The organism is Mesorhizobium sp. SP-1A, from assembly GCF_032460275.1.
In the GTDB taxonomy this organism is placed as follows: Bacteria; Pseudomonadota; Alphaproteobacteria; order Rhizobiales; family Rhizobiaceae; genus Mesorhizobium.
This window is the reverse complement of sequence record NZ_JAVXZD010000001.1, coordinates 1,382,932-1,400,789: the sequence shown is the minus strand read 5'-3', so window position 1 is coordinate 1,400,789 and position 17,858 is coordinate 1,382,932. Positions and strand designations below refer to the sequence as shown.

The following is a 17,858-nucleotide window of genomic DNA, read 5'->3' as shown; positions in this document are numbered from 1 at the left end:
TGGTGGGCGATGTAGGGATTGAACCTACGACCCCACCCGTGTGAAGGGTGTGCTCTCCCGCTGAGCTAATCGCCCGCCTGCGAACCCGTAAGGGCCAAGCGCGCCGCGGATATAAGGGAGCAGCGTCTGCGAAGTCAACCGGCTTATTTCAACGTCCAGCCGGTTTTGTGATCCGCAAAGGCATGACAACGGCGGCGCAGCCGCGCCTACCCTTGCGCGGTCAGGTCGAGGGCGTGCGCACGGCCTCGGTAGCGTCCAGCGCCTGCTGCAGCTTTTCGTCGCGTCCGTAGACGTCGTTGAAATATTCGACCTTGCCCGACATGTCCGGCCAGGCGGTGAAATAGGCCACGTAGACGGGGATCTTGCGCGTCACGTTCTCCGACGAATGCCCCTTCTTGAGCGTGCCGGCGATTTCGTCGACGCTCGTGCCGAGCACCGCGGCGGCCATGCCGCGCGGGTCCTGCAGGCGTACGCAGCCATGGCTCAGCGCCCGGTTGTCGCGCTGGAAGAAGGACTTCTGCGGCGTGTCGTGCATGTAGATGGCATGCTTGTTGGGGAACAGGATCTTCAGTTCACCCAGCGCGTTCGCCTCGCTCGGGGCCTGGCGCACATTATACGGCACCCTCGCGCCATAGGCGCCCCAGTCCACGGAGGATGACGGAATCTGGCGGCCGCTCGAATCGGTCACCTCATAGCCGGCCCGGTCGAGATAGCCCGGATCGTTGCGCAGCCGGGGCAGCATCTCATTGACGATGATCGACTGCGGCACGCCCCAATAGGGATGGAACTCCACCCGTTCGATCTGGTCGTAGAAGAAGGAGGTCTGGTTGGTGACCTTGCCGATGACAACGCGCGTCTTCAACTTCTCCTGGTCGCCTTCGATGTAGCTCGCCGTGAAGGCCGGCTGGTTGATGAAGACGCGGGGGCTGCCCAGATCGGAAGGAAGCCAGCGCAGTTCCTCCAGCGCGTAGCGCACCTTCGCCAGCTTGTCGGCCTTGGACGTTCCGGCCAGCAGCGCCACGGTGCGCGGTCCGACGACGCCGTCCGGCTTCAGGCCGGCCTTCTTCTGCGCGGCTTCGATCAGCGGCTTGAGGTCCGACTCGTAGGTCTCGCTGGTGCCCAGCCGCGCGAGAAGGTCGGCATAGCCGTCGTGCAGTTCCTTGTCCCGCCCGATCAGCGCAAGCAGCTTCGGCAGTTCCGGGCTGGTCTCGCCCGGCTTCAGGAGCAGCTTCGGATCGACGACGATTTCGTTCTCCTCGCTTGCGCGCAGCGTTTCGAGCTCGGCGCGCAGCGCCTGGTATTCGGCATTCTGCGGATGCCGGGATTCCAGATAGGCGTGTACTTCCTGCGTGTGCGCCAGGGTCTTCAGCACGCCCACCATGTCGAGCGGCTTGGCCGGGAAATCGTAGTATCCGGAGATTCGGTTGGGATCGATCCGGCCGTTCTGCGCGTCCCTGACGTAGCGAAGCACCCGCGCCGACAGCTTCATCTCGAACTGCATGAGCTGTTTCATGCGGCCGGCCGTATCGTCCATGGAATAGGCAGCGGGAGGAACATCGACCGCATAGTCGGACGCGGTCAGCCCGTAGCTGTCGGCCTCTCCCAGCATGCGCACGGCATCCTGCGCGCGGCTGTTGGCGCTCGATCCCGAAACCCAGATGAAATCGGGATTGTCCGCGTAATAGGCGACCAGCGCCTTGGCGATATCGGGTTCGGCCAGAAGATCCAGCCCGTCCAGCCCAGCCAGCGCCTCCCGGAAGGCGGCGCCGTCCAGGCTGGGCTCGAAAGTAGCTTTCTGCGGCTTCGAGGTCAGCGGCGCGAAGTCGACTCGCACCAGCGGCGTGGCCTTATAGGTGTTGTAGGTGGGCGAACTGATCTTTACCGGGGCCGCCTGCGGCGCCCTTTTCGTTTTCGGCGGAGGCGGAAAATTGCCACGCAAGGGCCGGTCCTGCCGTCCGCTGCCGCCGAATATCATATCGAAGAAGCCCTGCGCGCCCGCCTGCGGCGCTCCGAGCGCCAGAACGGCTGCAAACGCCGCCGCCGACAGCATGACGCTTCTCGACCCGAAAGATCTCATGAATCACCCGCTCCGGTTATGCCGGATCCCGTTTCCGCCGCGAAACGAACCCGCCAGATGGGTGGCGGGTGTATGACGCGATCATATCGATTCATACCGATTTGGTTAAGGTTCTATAAATTTCCGCGTCTCTGTTGCAGAACGGCTTCACGACGTCGTGAGAGCGGAAGGCGCGGGCCGGCAAACCGCTGCGGGGAAGAAATGGCTTGCGCGTTCAGTGCCGCAGCCCCGGCGCGCCCTCTTCCACGAAGCCGACGGACTGCCGCACCACTTCGGCATCGGCGAGGATGCGGCGATGGCCGAGGCCGTCCGCCCACAGGAGGCGCACATGATCGCCTGCCGCCGCATAGCGTTCGGCATGCCAGGCCGCGACTTCCCTGTCGTCATGCGCGTGCACGACGAGCGTCGGCACGGGTGTCAGGGCGAGTTGCCGGTTTCCCTGAAAATGCTCCAGCCGCCGTCCCGAAATCCGCTCCACCCTGGCCGACATGATGTCCTGGGAGCGCGGGCCAAGGTTCACCGTGCGGCTGAATCCGGCGAAGACATCCGCCATGTCGCAGGGCGCGGCGATCAGCACCAGGCGGCCGGCGGCGACCGGCGCGATGCCTTCCAGCCCGCCCGCCACGGCATTGACCGCCACCGCGCCGCCGAAGGAGTGGCCGACGATGGCGGCGAAGGGGCCGAACCAGTCGCTCGCCGCCCCCACTGCCCGGACGGCATCGACCAGAGTGAGCCGCCGGCCGCCGGACTGGCCATGGCCGGGCAGATCGAGCGAGACCACCTTGTGGCCGGCCTGCCGGAATCCTTCGATCAGCGCGCGCATGTATTCGGTCCGCGAACGCCAGCCATGGACGATCAGGACCGTGCCGCGAACCGGATGCCCGGGGTCCGGCCGGAACTCATGCACGGCGACGCACCTGTTGCCGACCTTCAGCCGGTGGTGCCGGGCTTCGGTCATGAACTGCGCCGCGCCTGAAACCGCCCGGCGCTCGCCCGCCGTCAACCGCTTGACATTCGGCGTGCGGCAGAACAGTTCGAAGGCCGTCCGGCCCGCAATGGCCGGCGAGAAGCGCTCGCCCAGGCCGAACAGGCCGCGGATGACCTTCAATCCAAACGATGCCATAGTGACCGGTTACAACTTGGTTCAAGAGTGAACATTAATAGTTCAAACATGAACAATAAGCAAGAGCTGCCCTGGGATAACCCCCGCTTCCGCAACTGGGTGGCGGTGGGACGCGCCTGCCACATGGTGGACCGGGCGCTGACGGCGCGGCTTGCGCCGCTCGACCTCAAGCCGGCGCAACTGGACGTGCTGATGAACCTCTATCGCCATCCCGGCATGTCGCAGCACGACCTGGCCCGGCGGCTGCTGGTCGGCCGGTCCAGCATCACCATGCTGCTGCCTCAGCTCGAATCGCGCGGCCTGCTGCGCCGCGAGGGCGACGAAAAGGACCGCAGGATATTGCGCCTCACCCTCACCGAGGCCGGCGCGGCGCTGCTCATGGAAGCGTTGAAGGTCTACACCGGCCTGATCGAGCTGGTCATGAGCCAGTCGACAACCGAACAGTGCGACCTGATCGGAGAGCAGATGGGCAAGATCGCAGACGTGCTGAAGGACGCCTGAAGCCGGCTCAGCCGCGCGTCAGGCCCTTCTGGTCGAGTTCGTCGAGATAGGCCTGCCAGCGCGTTTCCTTCTCGCGCCCCAGCGCCTCGAGATAGGCCCAGGTAAAGATGCCCGTGTCATGGAAGTCGTCGAAGGTGATGCGCACCGCATAATTGCCGACCGGGTCGATCTTGCGGATGGCGACGTTGCGCTTGCCGGGCACCGTGACGCGCTGTTCGGGCGAATGGCCCTGCACTTCCGCCGAGGGCGAGAGCACGCGCAGCATCTCGGCGGGCAGGTCGAAAGGCCCCTCGCCGGGAAAGGTCACGGTCAGCAGCTTGCGGTCCTTCGAGACCCTGAGTTCCTTTGGCGCGGTCATGATGCGGCGATCCGAACTATGGCAGAAGATGCATCCCTAACGCGCTTTGGCGGGTACAGAAAGCCGTTTTCGCGACGGCGACAGGCGATATCGACCTGTAGGGCCAAGATAGACATGTGACCAAAGATCACCCACGACTGTCTTGAACGTTTTGTCGCTTCGTATCACATAGCAGGATATAACGTGGGACAGCATATAGGCGCACCTGACGGACGCGCCCGGGCGAGGAATGCAGGATGGACATGATCGACCCATTCGGTCGAACGATCAATTATCTACGCGTGTCGGTCACCGATCGCTGCGATTTCCGTTGCGTCTACTGCATGGCCGAAGACATGACCTTCCTGCCCAGGAAGGACCTGCTGTCGCTCGAGGAACTGGATCGCCTTTGCACCGTCTTCATCGAGAAGGGAGTGAAGAAGCTCCGTCTCACCGGCGGCGAGCCGCTGGTGCGCAAGAACATCATGCACCTCATGCATGAACTGTCGCGCCACCTGAAAAGCGGCGCGCTGGAAGAACTGACCCTGACCACCAACGGCTCGCAACTGGCGCGTTTCGCCGGCGAACTGGCCGATTGCGGCGTCGAGCGCATCAATGTCTCGCTCGACACGCTGGACCCCGACAAATTCCACGCCATCACGCGCTGGGGCCATCTGGACAAGGTGATGGCCGGCATCGATGCCGCACAGGCGGCGGGGATCAAGGTGAAGCTGAACGCCGTGGCGCTGAAAGGCTTCAACGATCTCGAGATCCCGGAAATGCTGCGCTGGGCGCATGGCCGGGGCATGGACGTGACCGTGATCGAGACCATGCCGATGGGCGAGATCGACGCCGACCGGACCGACCAGTACCTGCCCCTGTCGCTCCTTCGCACCAGCTTGGAGCGCCAATTCACGCTGACCGACATCCCCTACAAGACCGGCGGCCCCGCGCGTTATGTCCAGGTGGCCGAAACGGGCGGCCGGCTCGGCTTCATCACGCCGATGACCCACAATTTCTGCGAAAGCTGCAACCGCGTGCGGCTTACCTGCACCGGTACGCTCTATATGTGCCTCGGACAGGAGGATGCGGCCGACCTGCGCGCGCCGCTGCGCGCCTCCGAAGGCAACGAACTCGTTTCGGCGGCGATCGACGAGGCGATCGGGCGTAAGCCGAAAGGCCATGATTTCGTCATCGACCGCCGCACCAATCGGCCTTCGGTGTCGCGCCATATGAGCGTCACCGGCGGCTGACCCGCAGCTTTCGTTCCCCTCGGACGCGTTCTCGGCCGACGCCGCCGACATTCGTCGGCGTGGCCCAGCGCTTTCACATTGCTGTCTACGCGCCTGCTGGTAGAGCTTCGGGAAGAAGCCACCGGGGGGCGTTTCCTTGCCTGTTTCGCACAACCTACGCGGCGCGCTGTTCATGGTCGTTTCCATGATCGGCTTCACCACCAACGACGCAATCACCAAGTTCTGCTCCGAGAGCATGAACATGGCGCAGGTCATGCTGGTGCGCGGCATCTTCGCCACCTTCCTGGTCGCGACGCTGGCATGGCATCGCGGCGCGCTCGCATCGCCCCGGCTGATGCTGCAACCATTCGTCCTGCTGCGCGTCGCCGGCGAGGTCGGCGGAACCGTGACGTTCCTGATCGCGCTGGCGCATCTGCCGATCGGCAACGTCTCGGCGATATTGCAATCGCTGTCGCTGGCCGTGACCATGGGCGCCGCGCTGGTGTTCGGCGAAAAGGTCGGCTGGCGGCGCTGGCTGGCGATCGCGGCGGGTTTCGCCGGCGTGCTGATCGTCGTCCGGCCCGGCTTCTCGGGTTTCGACGTCTATTCCCTGATCGCCCTGGCCTGCGTCGGCTTTTGCGCGGTGCGCGACCTCGCGACCAAACGCATACCCGCCGAAGTGCCGACGCTGCTCGTCTCCACGGCGACGTCGGCCGCCATGGTGGTGGTCGGCGCGCTGGTGCTGAAGCCCATGGGCGGCTGGACGCCCATGACACCCGCAAGCACCGGCCTTCTGGCACTGGCGGCCATATTGGTGGTGATCGGCTATCAGTTCATCATCCAGGCGATGCGCACCGGCGAGATCTCCTTCATCGCTCCCTTCCGCTACACGTCGCTGATCTGGTCGATGTTCCTCGGCCTCGTCGTCTTTTCGGAACGCCCCGACACGCCGATGCTCGTCGGCTCGGCCATCATCGTCTGTTCCGGCCTCTATGCGCTCTATCGCGAGCGGCTTTCGGCCAGACCGCGCGCCGCCCCGAAAAGGGCTGGACCGGCGCTCGAGCCGGAAGGCATATAGGCGCGCCCGAGGCGGCAAGACGCATTGCGAGGATCGCGACCATGACCAACCGGGTTTTCGGCATCACCGGCTGGAAGAACTCCGGCAAGACGACGCTGACGGAAAGACTGGTATCCGAACTGGTGCGGCGCGGGCGGCGGGTTTCGACGGTGAAGCACGCCCACCATGAATTCGACATCGACAAGGAGGGCACGGATTCCTTTCGCCATCGCCAAGCCGGGGCGACGGAAGTGGCCATCGTCTCGGGACGGCGCTGGGCGCTCATGCATGAATTGCGCGGCGAGCAGGAGCCGACGCTCGAACAGGTGCTTGCCCGCCTCGCTCCGGCCGACATCGTTATCGTGGAGGGATACAAGCGCGAAGGCCACCGGAAGATCGAGGCGCGCCGTCGCGACGCCAAGGAGCATGCGCCGCTTTCGGCGAACGATCCCAATATCGTGGCGGTGGCCGCCGACTATCCCCAGGAGGGCGAAGCCCTGCCCGTGTTCGATCTCGACGACATCGCCTCCATCGCCGACTTCATCGAGCGGACTACCGGCATAACCGTTTGAAACACCTTATGCGTGCATGACGCGGCGTAAGGATCGCCGTTGCGCCACGGCATGGTTTTGCAGTTGCTTTTTTCCCGGAAAGAGTGGGAGTATCCGGCCAGCGGGCGGTCGGGAGCACCGCCACGAGAAGCCGGCTGAACAACCGCCGGACCATGCAGAGAGGAACATCATGCGTATAGCACTGCGGATCGCGCTTGCGGCATCGGCCGCGCTTCTGACCCTGGGCGCCGCCCAGGCGCAGGAAAAGGTGGTCAAGATCGGCACCGAAGGCGCCTACCCGCCCTTCAACAACCTGACCGCCGACGGCAAGCTGGAAGGCTTCGATATCGATATCGCGAAGGCGCTCTGCGACGAAATGAAAGTGAAGTGCGAATTCGTCGCGCAGGATTGGGACGGCATCATCCCGGCGTTGCAGGCGGGCAAGTTCGACGCCATCGTCGCCTCGATGTCCATCACTCCCGAACGCAAGGAAAAGGTGGACTTCACCGACAAATATTACAACACCCCGCCCGGCATCATCGCGCCCAAGGACAGCGACATCAAGGGCGTGACCAAGGAAGACCTCGCCGGCAAGACGATCGGCGTGCAGGCTTCGACCACCCATTTCAACTATTCGACCAAGACCTACACCGACTCCACCATCAAGCCCTACCCGACCGCGCAGGAATACCAGCTCGACCTGGAGAACGGCCGCCTCGACGCCGCCAATGACGACGTGGTGGTGCTGCAGCAGTTCCTGGATTCGCCCGAAGGCGCCTGCTGCAAGCTGATCGGCACCATCAAGCCGGTGGAGGAGATCCACGGGCCGGGCGCCGGCATTGCCGTGCGCAAGGGCGACAATGATCTGCGCGAGAAGCTGAACGCAGCGATCAAGGCCATCCGCGCCAACGGAAAGTACAAGGAAATCAACGACAAGTACTTCAAGTTCGACGTATATGGCGGCGAATCCTGATTGCCGGACATAGAGCGGACGGCGGGGGTCTACCCCGCCGTTTTCGCATGAGGTCGGCGGCTCGGGGATTGGCCGCTTCCTGAACGGGCAGACGGGGCTGGAGGACAGTCGGGCGGATGCAGAGCGTATGGACGCTTCTGAGCTGGGGACCCGAAGGCTGGTCGGACGACATCGCCTATGGCGTCCTCGTCACCGTGTCGCTTGCGCTCGCCACCCTGCCGGTCGGACTTGCCATCGGCTTTTTGATCGCGCTGGCCAAGCAATCCGGCGAACCGGCGCTCAGGCTGGCCGGAAACATCTACACCACGATCTTTCGCGGGTTGCCCGAGCTCCTCACCCTGTTCCTCGTCTTCTTCGGCGCGCAGATCGGCCTGCAGAAGCTGTTCCAGATCTTCCAGCCGGGAGTGACGATCGAGGTGAACGCCTTCGTGTCCGGCATGGTGGCGCTGGGCGTGGTCTTCTCCTCCTATGCCAGCGAGGTGTTCCTGTCCGCCTTTCGCGCCATCCCGCGCGGCCAATATGAAGGCGGCTATTCCATCGGCCTGTCCCAATGGCAGACGATGCGGCTCGTCGTCCTGCCGCAACTGATCCGCATCGCCCTGCCCGGCCTGGCCAATTTGTGGCTGATCCTGCTGAAGGATACGGCGCTGGTATCGGCCATCGGCCTCACCGACATATTGCGCCAGGCGGGCGTTGCCGCCCGCGTCACCAAACATGCCTTCCTGTTCTTCGGCTTCGCCGGGCTGATCTACCTGGCGCTCGCGATCGTCTCCTCCTTCGGCATCGGAGCCATAGAACGCGCCGTCGGCAGCAAGGAGGCGCGCCGATGAGCCTGGCTGCGGACAACACGGTCGATATCGACCCGCCGCCCCCGGTGGCGCAAGGCTGGTCGCGCGCCCGTGTGCTCGGCTATGTGCTTCTGGCCCTGTGGGCCCTGCTCGGACTGGCGATGGTCTGGTTCCTGGCAACGTCCTGGAACCCCGAATTCGTCCGGAAATACGCGCCGCTCTACCGATCAGGCGTCGAAGTCACGCTTTCGCTCGTCGGCATCTCGATCGTGGCCGGCGCGATCATCTCGATCCCGATAGCCTATGCGCGCATGTCGAAGAACAGGGTACTCAGGGCGCTTGCCTACGGCTATGTCTATTTCTTCCGCGGTACGCCGCTGCTGGCCCAGACCTTCCTCGTCTATTACGGCATCGGGTCCTTCCGGCCCGAATTGCAGGCGGTGGGCTTGTGGAGCTTCTTCCGCGATGCCTTCAACTGCGCCGTCTTCGCTTTTTCCCTGAACACCGCCGCCTACCAGGCCGAGATCCTGCGCGGCGCGATCGAAAGCGTGCCGAGAGGCCAATGGGAGGGCTCAGCGGCGCTCGGCCTGCACCGCATGCTCACGCTGCGCAAGATCATCCTGCCGCAGGCGCTGATCGTGGCGCTGCGGCCGTACGGCAACGAAGTGATCCTGATGGTGAAAGGTTCGGCAATCGTCGCCATCATTACGGTCTATGACCTGATGGGCGTGACGCGGCTGGCCTATTCGCGCACCTTCGATTTCCAGACCTATATCTGGGCGGCCATCATCTATCTCGTCCTCGTGGAGATATTGCGCCACGCGATCGAATGGATCGAACGGCGCATCACGCGCCATCTCAAACGCTGACTCGCACCGACGCTTGGGCTAAGTAACCCATAAACACGGGTCGAAAGGGATTCTGACAATGGCGAGCGTAGCGTTTCTCGGTCTGGGCGTGATGGGCTATCCGATGGCCGCGCATCTGAAGAACAAGGGCGGGCACGACGTCACCGTCTACAACCGCAGCACCGCCAAGGCCGAAAAATGGGTGGCCGAGCATGGCGGCAGCTTCGGCAAGACACCGGCCGAAGCGGCGCAAGGCAAGGACTTCGTGTTCTCGTGCGTCGGCAACGACGACGATTTGCGCGCCGTGGCCTCCGGTCCGGAAGGCGCGTTCCAGTCCATGAAGAAAGGCGCAATCTTCATCGACAACACCACCGCCTCGGCCGAAGTGGCCCGGGAACTTGCAGCGGAAGCGGCCGGACGCGGGCTGGCTTTCCTCGACGCCCCGGTATCGGGCGGCCAGGCCGGCGCGGAAAATGGCGTGCTGACGGTGATGGTGGGCGGCGAACAGGCCGTGTTCGACCGCGCTAAGCCGGTGATCGAAGCCTATGCGCGCATGGTCGGCCTGATGGGGGCCGCCGGCGCGGGGCAACTCACCAAGATGATCAACCAGATTTGCATCGCCGGTCTCGTCCAGGGCCTCGCGGAAGGCATCCACTTCGGCAAGAAGGCAGGGCTCGACATCGAGAAGGTGGTGGACGTCATCTCCAAGGGCGCGGCGGGCTCGTGGCAGATGGAGAACCGCCACAAGGCCATGGATGCGGGCAAGTACGATTTCGGCTTCGCCGTCGACTGGATGCGCAAGGACCTCGGCATGTGCCTCGACGAAGCCGGCTGCAACGGGGCTTCGCTGCCGGTCACGGCGCTGGTCGACCAGTTCTACAAGGATGTGCAGAACATGGGCGGCGGCCGCTGGGACACCTGCTCGCTGATGGCCCGGCTGGACAAGCTCGGCGGTTGATATCGCGGGATCGGCGCGCCGCTTCAGGCGGCGCTCTGCCCTGCCTCGCGGTCCAGCACCATATAGTCCAGCGGCATTTCGGTCGTGTACTTGATCTGCTCCATGGCGAAGGACGACGACACGTCGCGGATCTCGATCTTGGCGATCAGCCGCTTGTAGAAGGCGTCGTAGGCGGCGATGTCCGGCACGACGACGCGCAGCAGGTAATCGACGTCGCCGCTCATGCGATAGAACTCGACCACCTCCGGAAATTCCTGGATCACTTCCGAAAAGCGGCGCAGCCATTCATGGCTGTGCGAATTGGTGCGGATCGACACGAACACGTTGACGCGCACATTGATCTTTTCCGGATCGAGCACGGCCACGCGCCGCTTGATGACGCCCTCCTCCTCCAGCTTCTGGATACGGCGCCAGCAGGGCGTGGTCGAAAGCCCGACCTTCTTGGCCACATCGGCGACCGCCAGCGTCGCGTCTTCCTGAAGCAGGCGCAAAATTTTTCTGTCGAGGCGGTCCATTTCAAGCTCTCCGGAGAATATGATTTGCATCATCCTCTTTATTCGGCATGCCGCCAAGAAAGAAATTCTGCCGGGCGAGACGAAAACGAGTGATATTTTGCGAGTGTGTCAGGCAATCCGATCACGGATTTGCGCCTTCAGGAACGGCAGCAATTCCATTTCGAACCAGGGATTGCGTTTCAGCCAGCCCGTGTTGCGCCAGGAGGGATGCGGCAACGGCAGCACCTGGCGCTCCGAAGGCTCCGCCCAGATCGAGCGCCAGTCGCGCACGGTGTCGGTCAGCGAGGCCTTGCGCGCCGCCCCCATATGCCAGTTCTGCGCGTAGATGCCGATGGTCAGGACCAAGTCGATCTGCGGCATCAGCGCCATCAGCTGCGAACGCCACGCGAGCGCGCATTCGCGGCGCGGCGGCAGGTCCCCTCCCTTGGCATCCTGCCCCGGGAAGCAGAAACCCATCGGAACGATGGCGAATTTGGCCGGATCGTAGAATTCCTCGCTCGTGACGCCCAGCCAGCTCCGCAGCCGGTCGCCGGAAGCATCCGTGAACGGCCGGCCGGAGAGATGCACCTTGGTGCCCGGCGCCTGGCTGGCGATGAGGACGCGCGCCGTGGCGGACGGCACCAGAACCGGCCGGGGCTCATGCGGCAGCGGCCGGCCCAGCGGATCGTTCAGGCAGATGCGGCAGGCGCGGACGATTTCGGCCAGCCGGTCCAGTTCCATGCCCATGGTCAGGCGGCAGCGCTCGGACGGCTGGACACCTCGCCATGCCAGCGCAGCACATTGGTGCATTCAGGCGGCACCTGGATGCGCGCCGGCTTCATGAAATCGACGGCGATCATGCCGGTGATATCGGCGATCGAATAGGCATCACCCGCGACGAACGGGCGACCGGCCAGTTCCCTGTCCAGCAGCCGCAGGAACCCGATCGCCTTCGGCTTGTTGGCCTCGCCCCATTCGGGAATCTGCGGCACTTCCCATTCCTTCATGGCCGGGTGGATGTGGCGGAACGCGAAGGCGACCGGGAGCATGAGGTTCAACTCCATGCGCCGCTGCCACATTTCCACCAGCGCCTTGCCGAGCGCGCCTTTCCCGAACAGGGCAGGCTCGGGGTGCAACTCCTCGAAATAGCGGCAGATGGCGACCGATTCGGTCAGGATCGTGCCGTCGTCCAGTTCCAGCACCGGCAACCGGCGCAAGGGATTGCGCGAACTCACCGTCTCTCCCTTGTGCTCCAGCGCGCCCATGTCCACCGGCACCAGCGGCACCTCGATGCCTTTTTCGGCCAGGAACACGCGAACCCGGCGTGGATTTGGCGCACGCCCGCCATCGAACAGTTTCATGCGGCCCTCCGAGACCATGGTTTTCCCCGAATATAGGAAAGCGCTCAGCGCAGGTGGAAAAATTCTCGCAGCCAGTCGCCAATCATGGCCAGGATATCATGACGCGGCTCGTCCCTGCCGTCATGGCGCCGGCGCCAGTCCTGCGGGCGTTCGAACTCGCCGGCCCAGACGCCGCGACCTTCCGCGCGCGCGGCTTTTTCCTCGGCGTCGAAATCGCCATAGGCCACGGCCCAGCCCGAGGACACCATGGTGCGGTTGAGATCGAGGCCGTTCACCTCGCAGTCCCCCAGCAGGCGGCCGTAGCGATCTGTCCGCGAACCGGTACAGGTCACGGGACGGTTCGCGATCAAATCCACGAGCGCCTGCCTGGCCAGCCGTCCGCAGGCGTAATCGGCGCCTACCTTGCGGCAGGTCTGCGTATATTCGGGCGCGTCTATGCCGCGCAGGCGTATTCGCTGGCCCGCCAGCGTCAGCGAATCGCCGTCGCCGACAAGAGCCCGTCCGAGTTCGACACGCCGCTGCGATTTGTCGAAAAGCGCCACCAAAAGGGCCAGCGCGGCGAACAGCGCAAGCATCAGCGCATAGTCGGCAATCGTGCGCCATCTTCCGCGCGGGCTCGTTCCGGTGCGCGATCCGGCACGGCGACTTGGCATTCGACTCATATGGCAAACAAGTTCTTAAGCATTCCGTCCTAGCGTGGAGTTTGGAGCATCCATACCCGCGTAAATTGAAGTTTTAATGCGTTCGGAACGCTTGCACACAGCGGACAAAAACATTGTGGATCGCAGCAAGCGTCACCGCAACAGCGATGTCGCGCGCGCCGTCAAGAAGACGCGCGACCGGCTTTCGCAGCAGGCCGGCAATCCCGATTTCGACCGGGAACTCCTGAAGCTGCATGCGCGCGCCATGGCGGGCAGCGCCACGGCCATCCCGCTGCTGGTGGTGCTGATCTCGGCCGCCGGACTGTTCGCCGGCATGGGCAGCGAAATCCTCGTCTGGGCTTTGCTGACGGTGAGCTGCTATGCCGGGCTGGCCTTCATCGCCCGCCGTGTCGACCGCACCGAGGCCGGCGCGGTCAAACCGAGGCAGACGCGCCGCTTCTTCCTGACGGCTCATTTCGTCAGCGGGCTCGGCTGGGCCTATTTCGCCTCGCTCGGCTGCCCGTCCTGCGCGGTCGATCAGTTTCCCGTCGTCAAGGCGGTCATCCTGCTGCTGGCGATGGCCGCCACGGCCATCATGGCCTCCTCGCTCAGCGGCGCTTTGCTTTCCACCTTCGCCCTGCCCGTCGCCGTCTATGGCTGGTTCGGCGCGCGGCTCTTACTGCCCATCGAAGCGATCATGGTCGTGCTTCTGGTGCTGGCGCTGCTGTTCTTCGCCTATGTGGCCCACCATCTTCATCGTTCGACCGTGATGCTGCTGTCCTTCCGCACCGAGAAGGACGCCCTGATCGCGGAACTCGAAACGGCCAAATCTATGTCCGACGAGGCACGCCGGCGCGCCGAGGAGGCGAACCTGGCCAAATCGCGCTTCCTGGCATCCATGAGCCACGAACTGCGAACGCCGCTCAACGCCATATTGGGCTTCTCCGAGGTCATGGCCAACGAGGTGCTCGGGCCGATGGGCAATCCGACCTACAGAGACTATGCCGCTGACGTACTGGAATCCGGGCAACATCTGCTCGACCTCATCAACGAGATCCTCGACCTGTCGCGCATCGAGGTCGGCCGCTACCAGCTCAACGAGGAGCCGGTGCATCTCCTCTCCATCGTGGAGGATTGCTGCCACATGATGGAACTGAGGGCGCGCAACAAAGGCATCCAGATCGTCCAGGACTTCGAGCCGGAACTGCCGCGCCTGTTCGCCGACGAACGCGCGGTGCGCCAGATCACGCTCAACCTGCTTTCAAATGCCATCAAGTTCACCCCGACCGGCGGCGAGGTGCGCGTGCGCGCCGGCTGGACGGCCGGCGGCGGGCAATATGTTTCGGTCAAGGACAACGGGCCCGGCATTCCCGCTGACGAGATTCCGGTCGTGCTCTCGGCCTTCGGCCAGGGATCGATCGCCATCAAGAGCGCCGAACAGGGAACAGGGCTCGGCCTGCCGATCGTGCAGGGCCTCATCGCCATGCATGGCGGCGAATTCGACCTGCAGTCGAAGCTGCGGGAAGGCACCGAGGCGATCGCCATCTTCCCGCCGACGCGGGTGATGGAAGAGCTTCCGGCCCTGCCGACGAAAGTGGCTGCGACGGCCGGCCGGCGCCGCTAGAGCATGTTGCAGCCAGGCGGAATCGCTTGGCGTCGCACACATGCGGCATAATCATTTAGATAGACCATGATGTCGCCCGAAAACCGTTTCACGCTTTTCGGCATCATGGTCCAGATGCTCTAAGCTTTCGGAAGCGCCGCCGCCATGCCCGAACTGACGAGGGCTGCGGCCTTGACCACACCGGCGGCAAGTCCGGCGCCGACCCCCTCACCGTGGTCGACGCCAAGGTCGAGCAAGGGGTTCAGGCCGAGCCGTTCCGCCGTCCCGGCGATTTCCGGCTGCGGCGGCCGGCCGGCAAGCATGCAATGGTCGAGCGCCGCCGGATTGAGTTTATGAAGCACCGCGGCGGAGGCCAGTGCGGCGAGACCGTCGATCAGCACCGGAATCTTCTGCACCCGTGCGGCAAGGATCGCTCCGGCCATGGCCGCGAATTCGCGCCCGCCCACGCGGCGCAACGCCTCCAGCGGATCGCCCAGATGAGCACCGTGGAAGGCCAGCGCGTCGTCGACGGCGACGGCCTTGCGCACCATCATGGCCGCGTCCGCGCCCGAACCGGAACCCACCCAGTCCGCGCCGGAACCGCCGAACAGCGCCGTCAGCAGGGCCGCCGCCACGGTCGAATTGCCGACGCCGAGATCGCCCAGGCACAGCAGGTCCGTGCCGCCGGCGACCGCTTCCATGCCGAATGCCATGGTGGCCGCGCAGCCGCGCTCGTCGAGAGCCGCTTCGCGCGTGATGTCGCCCGTCGGCAGATCGAGGGCGAGATCAAAGACCTGAAGGCCGAGATCATGGGCGATGCAGACCTGGTTGATGGCCGCGCCGCCGGCGGCGCAAAGCTCCACCGCCTCGGCGGTCGCGCCCATCGGCCTCGGCGAAATGCCGTGCCGCGCAACGCCGTGATTGCCGGCGAAGATGGCCACGAGCGGGCGCGCCACGACGGGAGGTGCACGGCCGCTCCACGCCGCCAGCCAGGCGGCGATGTCCTCGATGCGGCCGAGCGAACCCTCCGGCTTCCGTATGCTGCCGAACAGTTCCCGCACGCTCCTTTCGGCGCGCTGGTCCGCGGCCGGCATTTCGGCCACAAGACGGCGAATATCGTCGAAGGGCAGTGCGCTGGTCATTTCATTTCCCCGCCCGCGGCGTCGAACGGAAGCTTCACGCCAATCCGATGCCTGATGAAATTATAGAGCGGCATAGCCGCCCCGTCCTGCCCGCACAACAAAAATGGCGCGAACCGCCAAGGCTGCGGCGGAATGCGGCGGGCTTGCATTGCCGGCGCCATTGCACCATCTGACCCTTGGGTTTGGAAAATCAAATGACGGCCATCGAGTCCCCCTGCATCCTCGTCTGCTCGATCGACATGAAAACCGGCTATTGCTTCGGATGCGGCCGCACACGCGACGAGATTTCCGGCTGGGTCGGCATGACGCCCGAGACGCGGCGCCAGATCATGGCCGAACTGCCGGCGCGGCTCGAAACCGTCGAGCGCAAGCCGCGCCGCGAAACCCGGCGCGCCCGGATGGCGCGCGAACGCGGTGAAACGCTTTGAGCAGCGGCAATGGAATGCTGTGGGTCGTGCTCGGTCTGATCGGCCTCGGCGCAATCCTGCTAGTACTCAACGATTCCAGCGGCAGCACCTTCGGCATCGCCAATGGCGATTTCGGCCAATTGGTCTGGGTCGGCGCGCTGATGCTCGTCCTGGGCGCCGGCATCCTGCGCTCCGGCCGCTCGTTCGGCACGGTGACACGCCAGCTCGGCGGATGGGCGCTCATCGCCCTGATGCTCGTCGCCGGCTATCAATATCGCTACGAACTGCAGGATGTCGCCAGCCGCGTCACGGCCGGGCTCATACCCGGCAGCCCGCTTTCGGTGAGCGATCAGGATGGCCGCGCGGCTGTCACGCTGGACAAGGGCGCGAGCGGTCATTTCGAGGCCCGCATCCTGGTCAACGGCAAGCCTGTGCGCGCGCTTGTCGACACCGGGGCCAGCGCCACCGTGCTTACCGCCGAGGACGCCCGCGCTGCCGGTATCGATCTCGCGAGCCTGAACTATACGGTTCCTGTCTACACCGCCAACGGCACGGCGCGCGCGGCCGCCGCCCGCGTCGAGGAACTCGCCCTGGGCGGCATCGTGCGCCGCAACACCACCGTTCTGGTCGCGGCTCCCGGTGCCCTGCCCCAAAGCCTGCTGGGCATGAGCTTCATCGGCTCGCTGTCCGGTTTCGACGTTCGCGGCGACAGGATGATCCTGCGCGACTGAGCGCGATCCTCTCAGGCGGCTTCCTCGCCGCCGGTCAGATCGACCGCCGCGAAGGCGGCATGCAGCACGTCCGGTCCCGCGCCCGGCCTTGTAGCGTCGGTGGAAAGGATCTGCCGCCAGCGCCTCGCGCCCGGCAGGCCGTGAAAAAGGCCGACCATGTGCCGCGTGACGTGCCCCAGCCGGCCGCCATTTGCGATATGGCGGGCCGCATAGGCCGCCATGGCATCGATCAGCGCGGCGAAATCGAAATCCCGTGCGGGCGCGCCGTAGAAGGCGGAATCCACGCCAGCGAGAATTCCGGGCGTGTGATAGGCCGCCCGCCCGAGCATGGCGCCATCGACGTGATCCAGATGCGCCGACGCATCCTGCAAAGTCTGAATTCCGCCGTTTATGCCGATAAAACGGTTCTCGTTTCTTCCCTTGAGCCGATAGACCCGCTCATAGTCGAGCGGCGGAATTTCCCTGTTTTCCTTGGGGCTCAACCCCTCGAGCCAGGCCTTGCGCGCATGCACCCAGAGCGCGTCCGCTCCTGCTGCGTGCACCATGTCCGCAAGGCTGTCGAGTGCGACTTCGGTGTCCTGGTCATCGACGCCGATGCGGCATTTCACGGTGACGGGGATCGCCACTGCGCTCTTCATGGCCGTCACGAATTGCGCCACCAGTTCCGGCGTCTTCATCAGGCAGGCGCCGAACGTGCCCGACTGTACGCGGTCTGACGGGCAACCGACATTGAGGTTGATCTCGTCATAGCCGAAGCCCTCGCCGATGCGCGCGGCTTCCGCCAGTTTTTGGGGATCGGAGCCGCCAAGCTGCAAGGCGACGGGGTGTTCGGTCCGGTCGAAGCCGAGCAGGCGCTCGCGCGCGCCGTGGATGGCGGCCTCCGCCACCACCATCTCGGTGTAGAGCAGCGCGCGGCGCGTGAGCTGGCGATGAAGGAACCGGCAATGTCGGTCCGTCCAGTCCATCATGGGCGCGACGGCAAGTGGGTGGCGATAGGTCACGGCGCTGTCACAGGTTTCGGATGGCGATGATCT

20 protein-coding genes and 1 tRNA gene are annotated in these 17,858 nt (G+C 64.7%); 11 read left to right on the top strand and 10 right to left on the bottom strand.

What is annotated here, in order from left to right:
* From QU595_RS06820 to QU595_RS06810, 3 genes are all read right to left on the bottom strand, one after another.
* Nucleotides 1-75, bottom strand: a tRNA-Val gene (locus QU595_RS06820).
* A 145-nt stretch (nt 76-220) separates the two neighbouring features.
* Nucleotides 221-2,077, bottom strand: a complete 1,857-nt coding sequence (locus QU595_RS06815; protein WP_315920058.1) for a murein L,D-transpeptidase — start codon at nt 2,075-2,077, stop codon at nt 221-223.
* Between the two features lie 214 nt (nt 2,078-2,291).
* Nucleotides 2,292-3,200: an alpha/beta hydrolase gene (locus QU595_RS06810; protein ID WP_315920057.1), complete on the bottom strand. Its 909-nt coding sequence runs from the start codon at nt 3,198-3,200 to the stop codon at nt 2,292-2,294.
* Nucleotides 3,201-3,248: 48 nt separating this feature from the next.
* On the opposite strand from QU595_RS06810, the gene QU595_RS06805 reads away from it, so the two are divergent.
* On the top strand, nt 3,249-3,701 hold the full coding sequence (locus QU595_RS06805) for a MarR family transcriptional regulator (RefSeq protein ID WP_315920055.1): 453 nt from the start codon (nt 3,249-3,251) through the stop codon (nt 3,699-3,701).
* A 7-nt stretch (nt 3,702-3,708) separates the two neighbouring features.
* Here QU595_RS06805 and QU595_RS06800 read toward each other — a convergent pair whose 3' ends face one another.
* Nucleotides 3,709-4,059: a DUF971 domain-containing protein gene (locus tag QU595_RS06800; protein ID WP_315920054.1), complete on the bottom strand. Its 351-nt coding sequence runs from the start codon at nt 4,057-4,059 to the stop codon at nt 3,709-3,711.
* A gap of 236 nt (nt 4,060-4,295) precedes the next feature.
* Here QU595_RS06800 and moaA point away from each other — a divergent pair, with 236 nt between their 5' ends.
* From moaA to QU595_RS06765, 7 genes are all read left to right on the top strand, one after another.
* Nucleotides 4,296-5,291 (top strand): GTP 3',8-cyclase MoaA, encoded by a 996-nt coding sequence (moaA, locus tag QU595_RS06795; protein ID WP_315920053.1) that lies wholly within the window; start codon nt 4,296-4,298, stop codon nt 5,289-5,291.
* A gap of 136 nt (nt 5,292-5,427) precedes the next feature.
* On the top strand, nt 5,428-6,348 hold the full coding sequence (locus tag QU595_RS06790; protein ID WP_315920051.1) for a DMT family transporter: 921 nt from the start codon (nt 5,428-5,430) through the stop codon (nt 6,346-6,348).
* 41 nt (nt 6,349-6,389) lie between these two features.
* Complete coding sequence (mobB, locus tag QU595_RS06785) at nt 6,390-6,899, top strand: molybdopterin-guanine dinucleotide biosynthesis protein B (protein ID WP_315920050.1); 510 nt, start codon at nt 6,390-6,392, stop codon at nt 6,897-6,899.
* Nucleotides 6,900-7,068: 169 nt separating this feature from the next.
* A complete protein-coding gene (locus QU595_RS06780) occupies nt 7,069-7,851 on the top strand; it encodes an ABC transporter substrate-binding protein (protein ID WP_315920049.1) in 783 nt (260 codons plus the stop codon).
* A gap of 116 nt (nt 7,852-7,967) precedes the next feature.
* Nucleotides 7,968-8,681 (top strand): ABC transporter permease, encoded by a 714-nt coding sequence (locus QU595_RS06775; protein ID WP_315920048.1) that lies wholly within the window; start codon nt 7,968-7,970, stop codon nt 8,679-8,681.
* Nucleotides 8,678-9,508, top strand: coding sequence for an ABC transporter permease (locus QU595_RS06770; protein ID WP_315920047.1), 831 nt, complete (start codon nt 8,678-8,680; stop codon nt 9,506-9,508). The genes QU595_RS06775 and QU595_RS06770 overlap by 4 nt, the downstream gene beginning before the upstream one ends.
* 58 nt (nt 9,509-9,566) lie before the next feature.
* Complete coding sequence (locus tag QU595_RS06765; protein ID WP_315920045.1) at nt 9,567-10,445, top strand: NAD(P)-dependent oxidoreductase; 879 nt, start codon at nt 9,567-9,569, stop codon at nt 10,443-10,445.
* 23 nt (nt 10,446-10,468) lie between these two features.
* Here QU595_RS06765 and QU595_RS06760 read toward each other — a convergent pair whose 3' ends face one another.
* The 4 genes from QU595_RS06760 to QU595_RS06745 all read right to left on the bottom strand — a co-directional run bounded on the left by QU595_RS06760 (nt 10,469) and on the right by QU595_RS06745 (nt 12,953).
* Nucleotides 10,469-10,960, bottom strand: a complete 492-nt coding sequence (locus QU595_RS06760) for an Lrp/AsnC family transcriptional regulator (protein WP_315920043.1) — start codon at nt 10,958-10,960, stop codon at nt 10,469-10,471.
* A 108-nt stretch (nt 10,961-11,068) separates the two neighbouring features.
* Nucleotides 11,069-11,749: a uracil-DNA glycosylase family protein gene (locus QU595_RS06755; RefSeq protein ID WP_315920042.1), complete on the bottom strand. Its 681-nt coding sequence runs from the start codon at nt 11,747-11,749 to the stop codon at nt 11,069-11,071.
* Complete coding sequence (locus tag QU595_RS06750; protein ID WP_315920041.1) at nt 11,689-12,300, bottom strand: glutathione S-transferase; 612 nt, start codon at nt 12,298-12,300, stop codon at nt 11,689-11,691. Before QU595_RS06750 ends, QU595_RS06755 begins: the two co-directional genes overlap by 61 nt.
* Before the next feature lie 44 nt (nt 12,301-12,344).
* On the bottom strand, nt 12,345-12,953 hold the full coding sequence (locus tag QU595_RS06745; RefSeq protein ID WP_315920039.1) for a thermonuclease family protein: 609 nt from the start codon (nt 12,951-12,953) through the stop codon (nt 12,345-12,347).
* An 85-nt stretch (nt 12,954-13,038) separates the two neighbouring features.
* On the opposite strand from QU595_RS06745, the gene QU595_RS06740 reads away from it, so the two are divergent.
* Nucleotides 13,039-14,565 carry a HAMP domain-containing sensor histidine kinase gene (locus QU595_RS06740; protein ID WP_315920037.1) on the top strand — a complete coding sequence of 509 codons (1,527 nt, stop codon included), beginning with the start codon at nt 13,039-13,041 and terminating at the stop codon, nt 14,563-14,565.
* A 119-nt stretch (nt 14,566-14,684) separates the two neighbouring features.
* Here the strand turns inward: QU595_RS06740 and QU595_RS06735 are convergent, their stop codons facing one another.
* Complete coding sequence (locus QU595_RS06735) at nt 14,685-15,686, bottom strand: nicotinate-nucleotide--dimethylbenzimidazole phosphoribosyltransferase (RefSeq protein WP_315920036.1); 1,002 nt, start codon at nt 15,684-15,686, stop codon at nt 14,685-14,687.
* Between the two features lie 194 nt (nt 15,687-15,880).
* Between QU595_RS06735 and QU595_RS06730 the strand changes: the two genes are divergently transcribed.
* Both QU595_RS06730 and QU595_RS06725 read left to right on the top strand, forming a co-directional pair.
* Entirely contained in the window at nt 15,881-16,114 is a 234-nt protein-coding gene (locus QU595_RS06730) for a DUF1289 domain-containing protein (RefSeq protein WP_315920035.1), read from the top strand.
* Between the two features lie 14 nt (nt 16,115-16,128).
* Nucleotides 16,129-16,824, top strand: coding sequence for a TIGR02281 family clan AA aspartic protease (locus tag QU595_RS06725; protein ID WP_315920747.1), 696 nt, complete (start codon nt 16,129-16,131; stop codon nt 16,822-16,824).
* An 11-nt stretch (nt 16,825-16,835) separates the two neighbouring features.
* Here the strand turns inward: QU595_RS06725 and dusA are convergent, their stop codons facing one another.
* Nucleotides 16,836-17,825: a tRNA dihydrouridine(20/20a) synthase DusA gene (gene dusA / locus QU595_RS06720; protein ID WP_315920033.1), complete on the bottom strand. Its 990-nt coding sequence runs from the start codon at nt 17,823-17,825 to the stop codon at nt 16,836-16,838.
* Between the last annotated feature and the right edge of the window lie 33 nt (nt 17,826-17,858).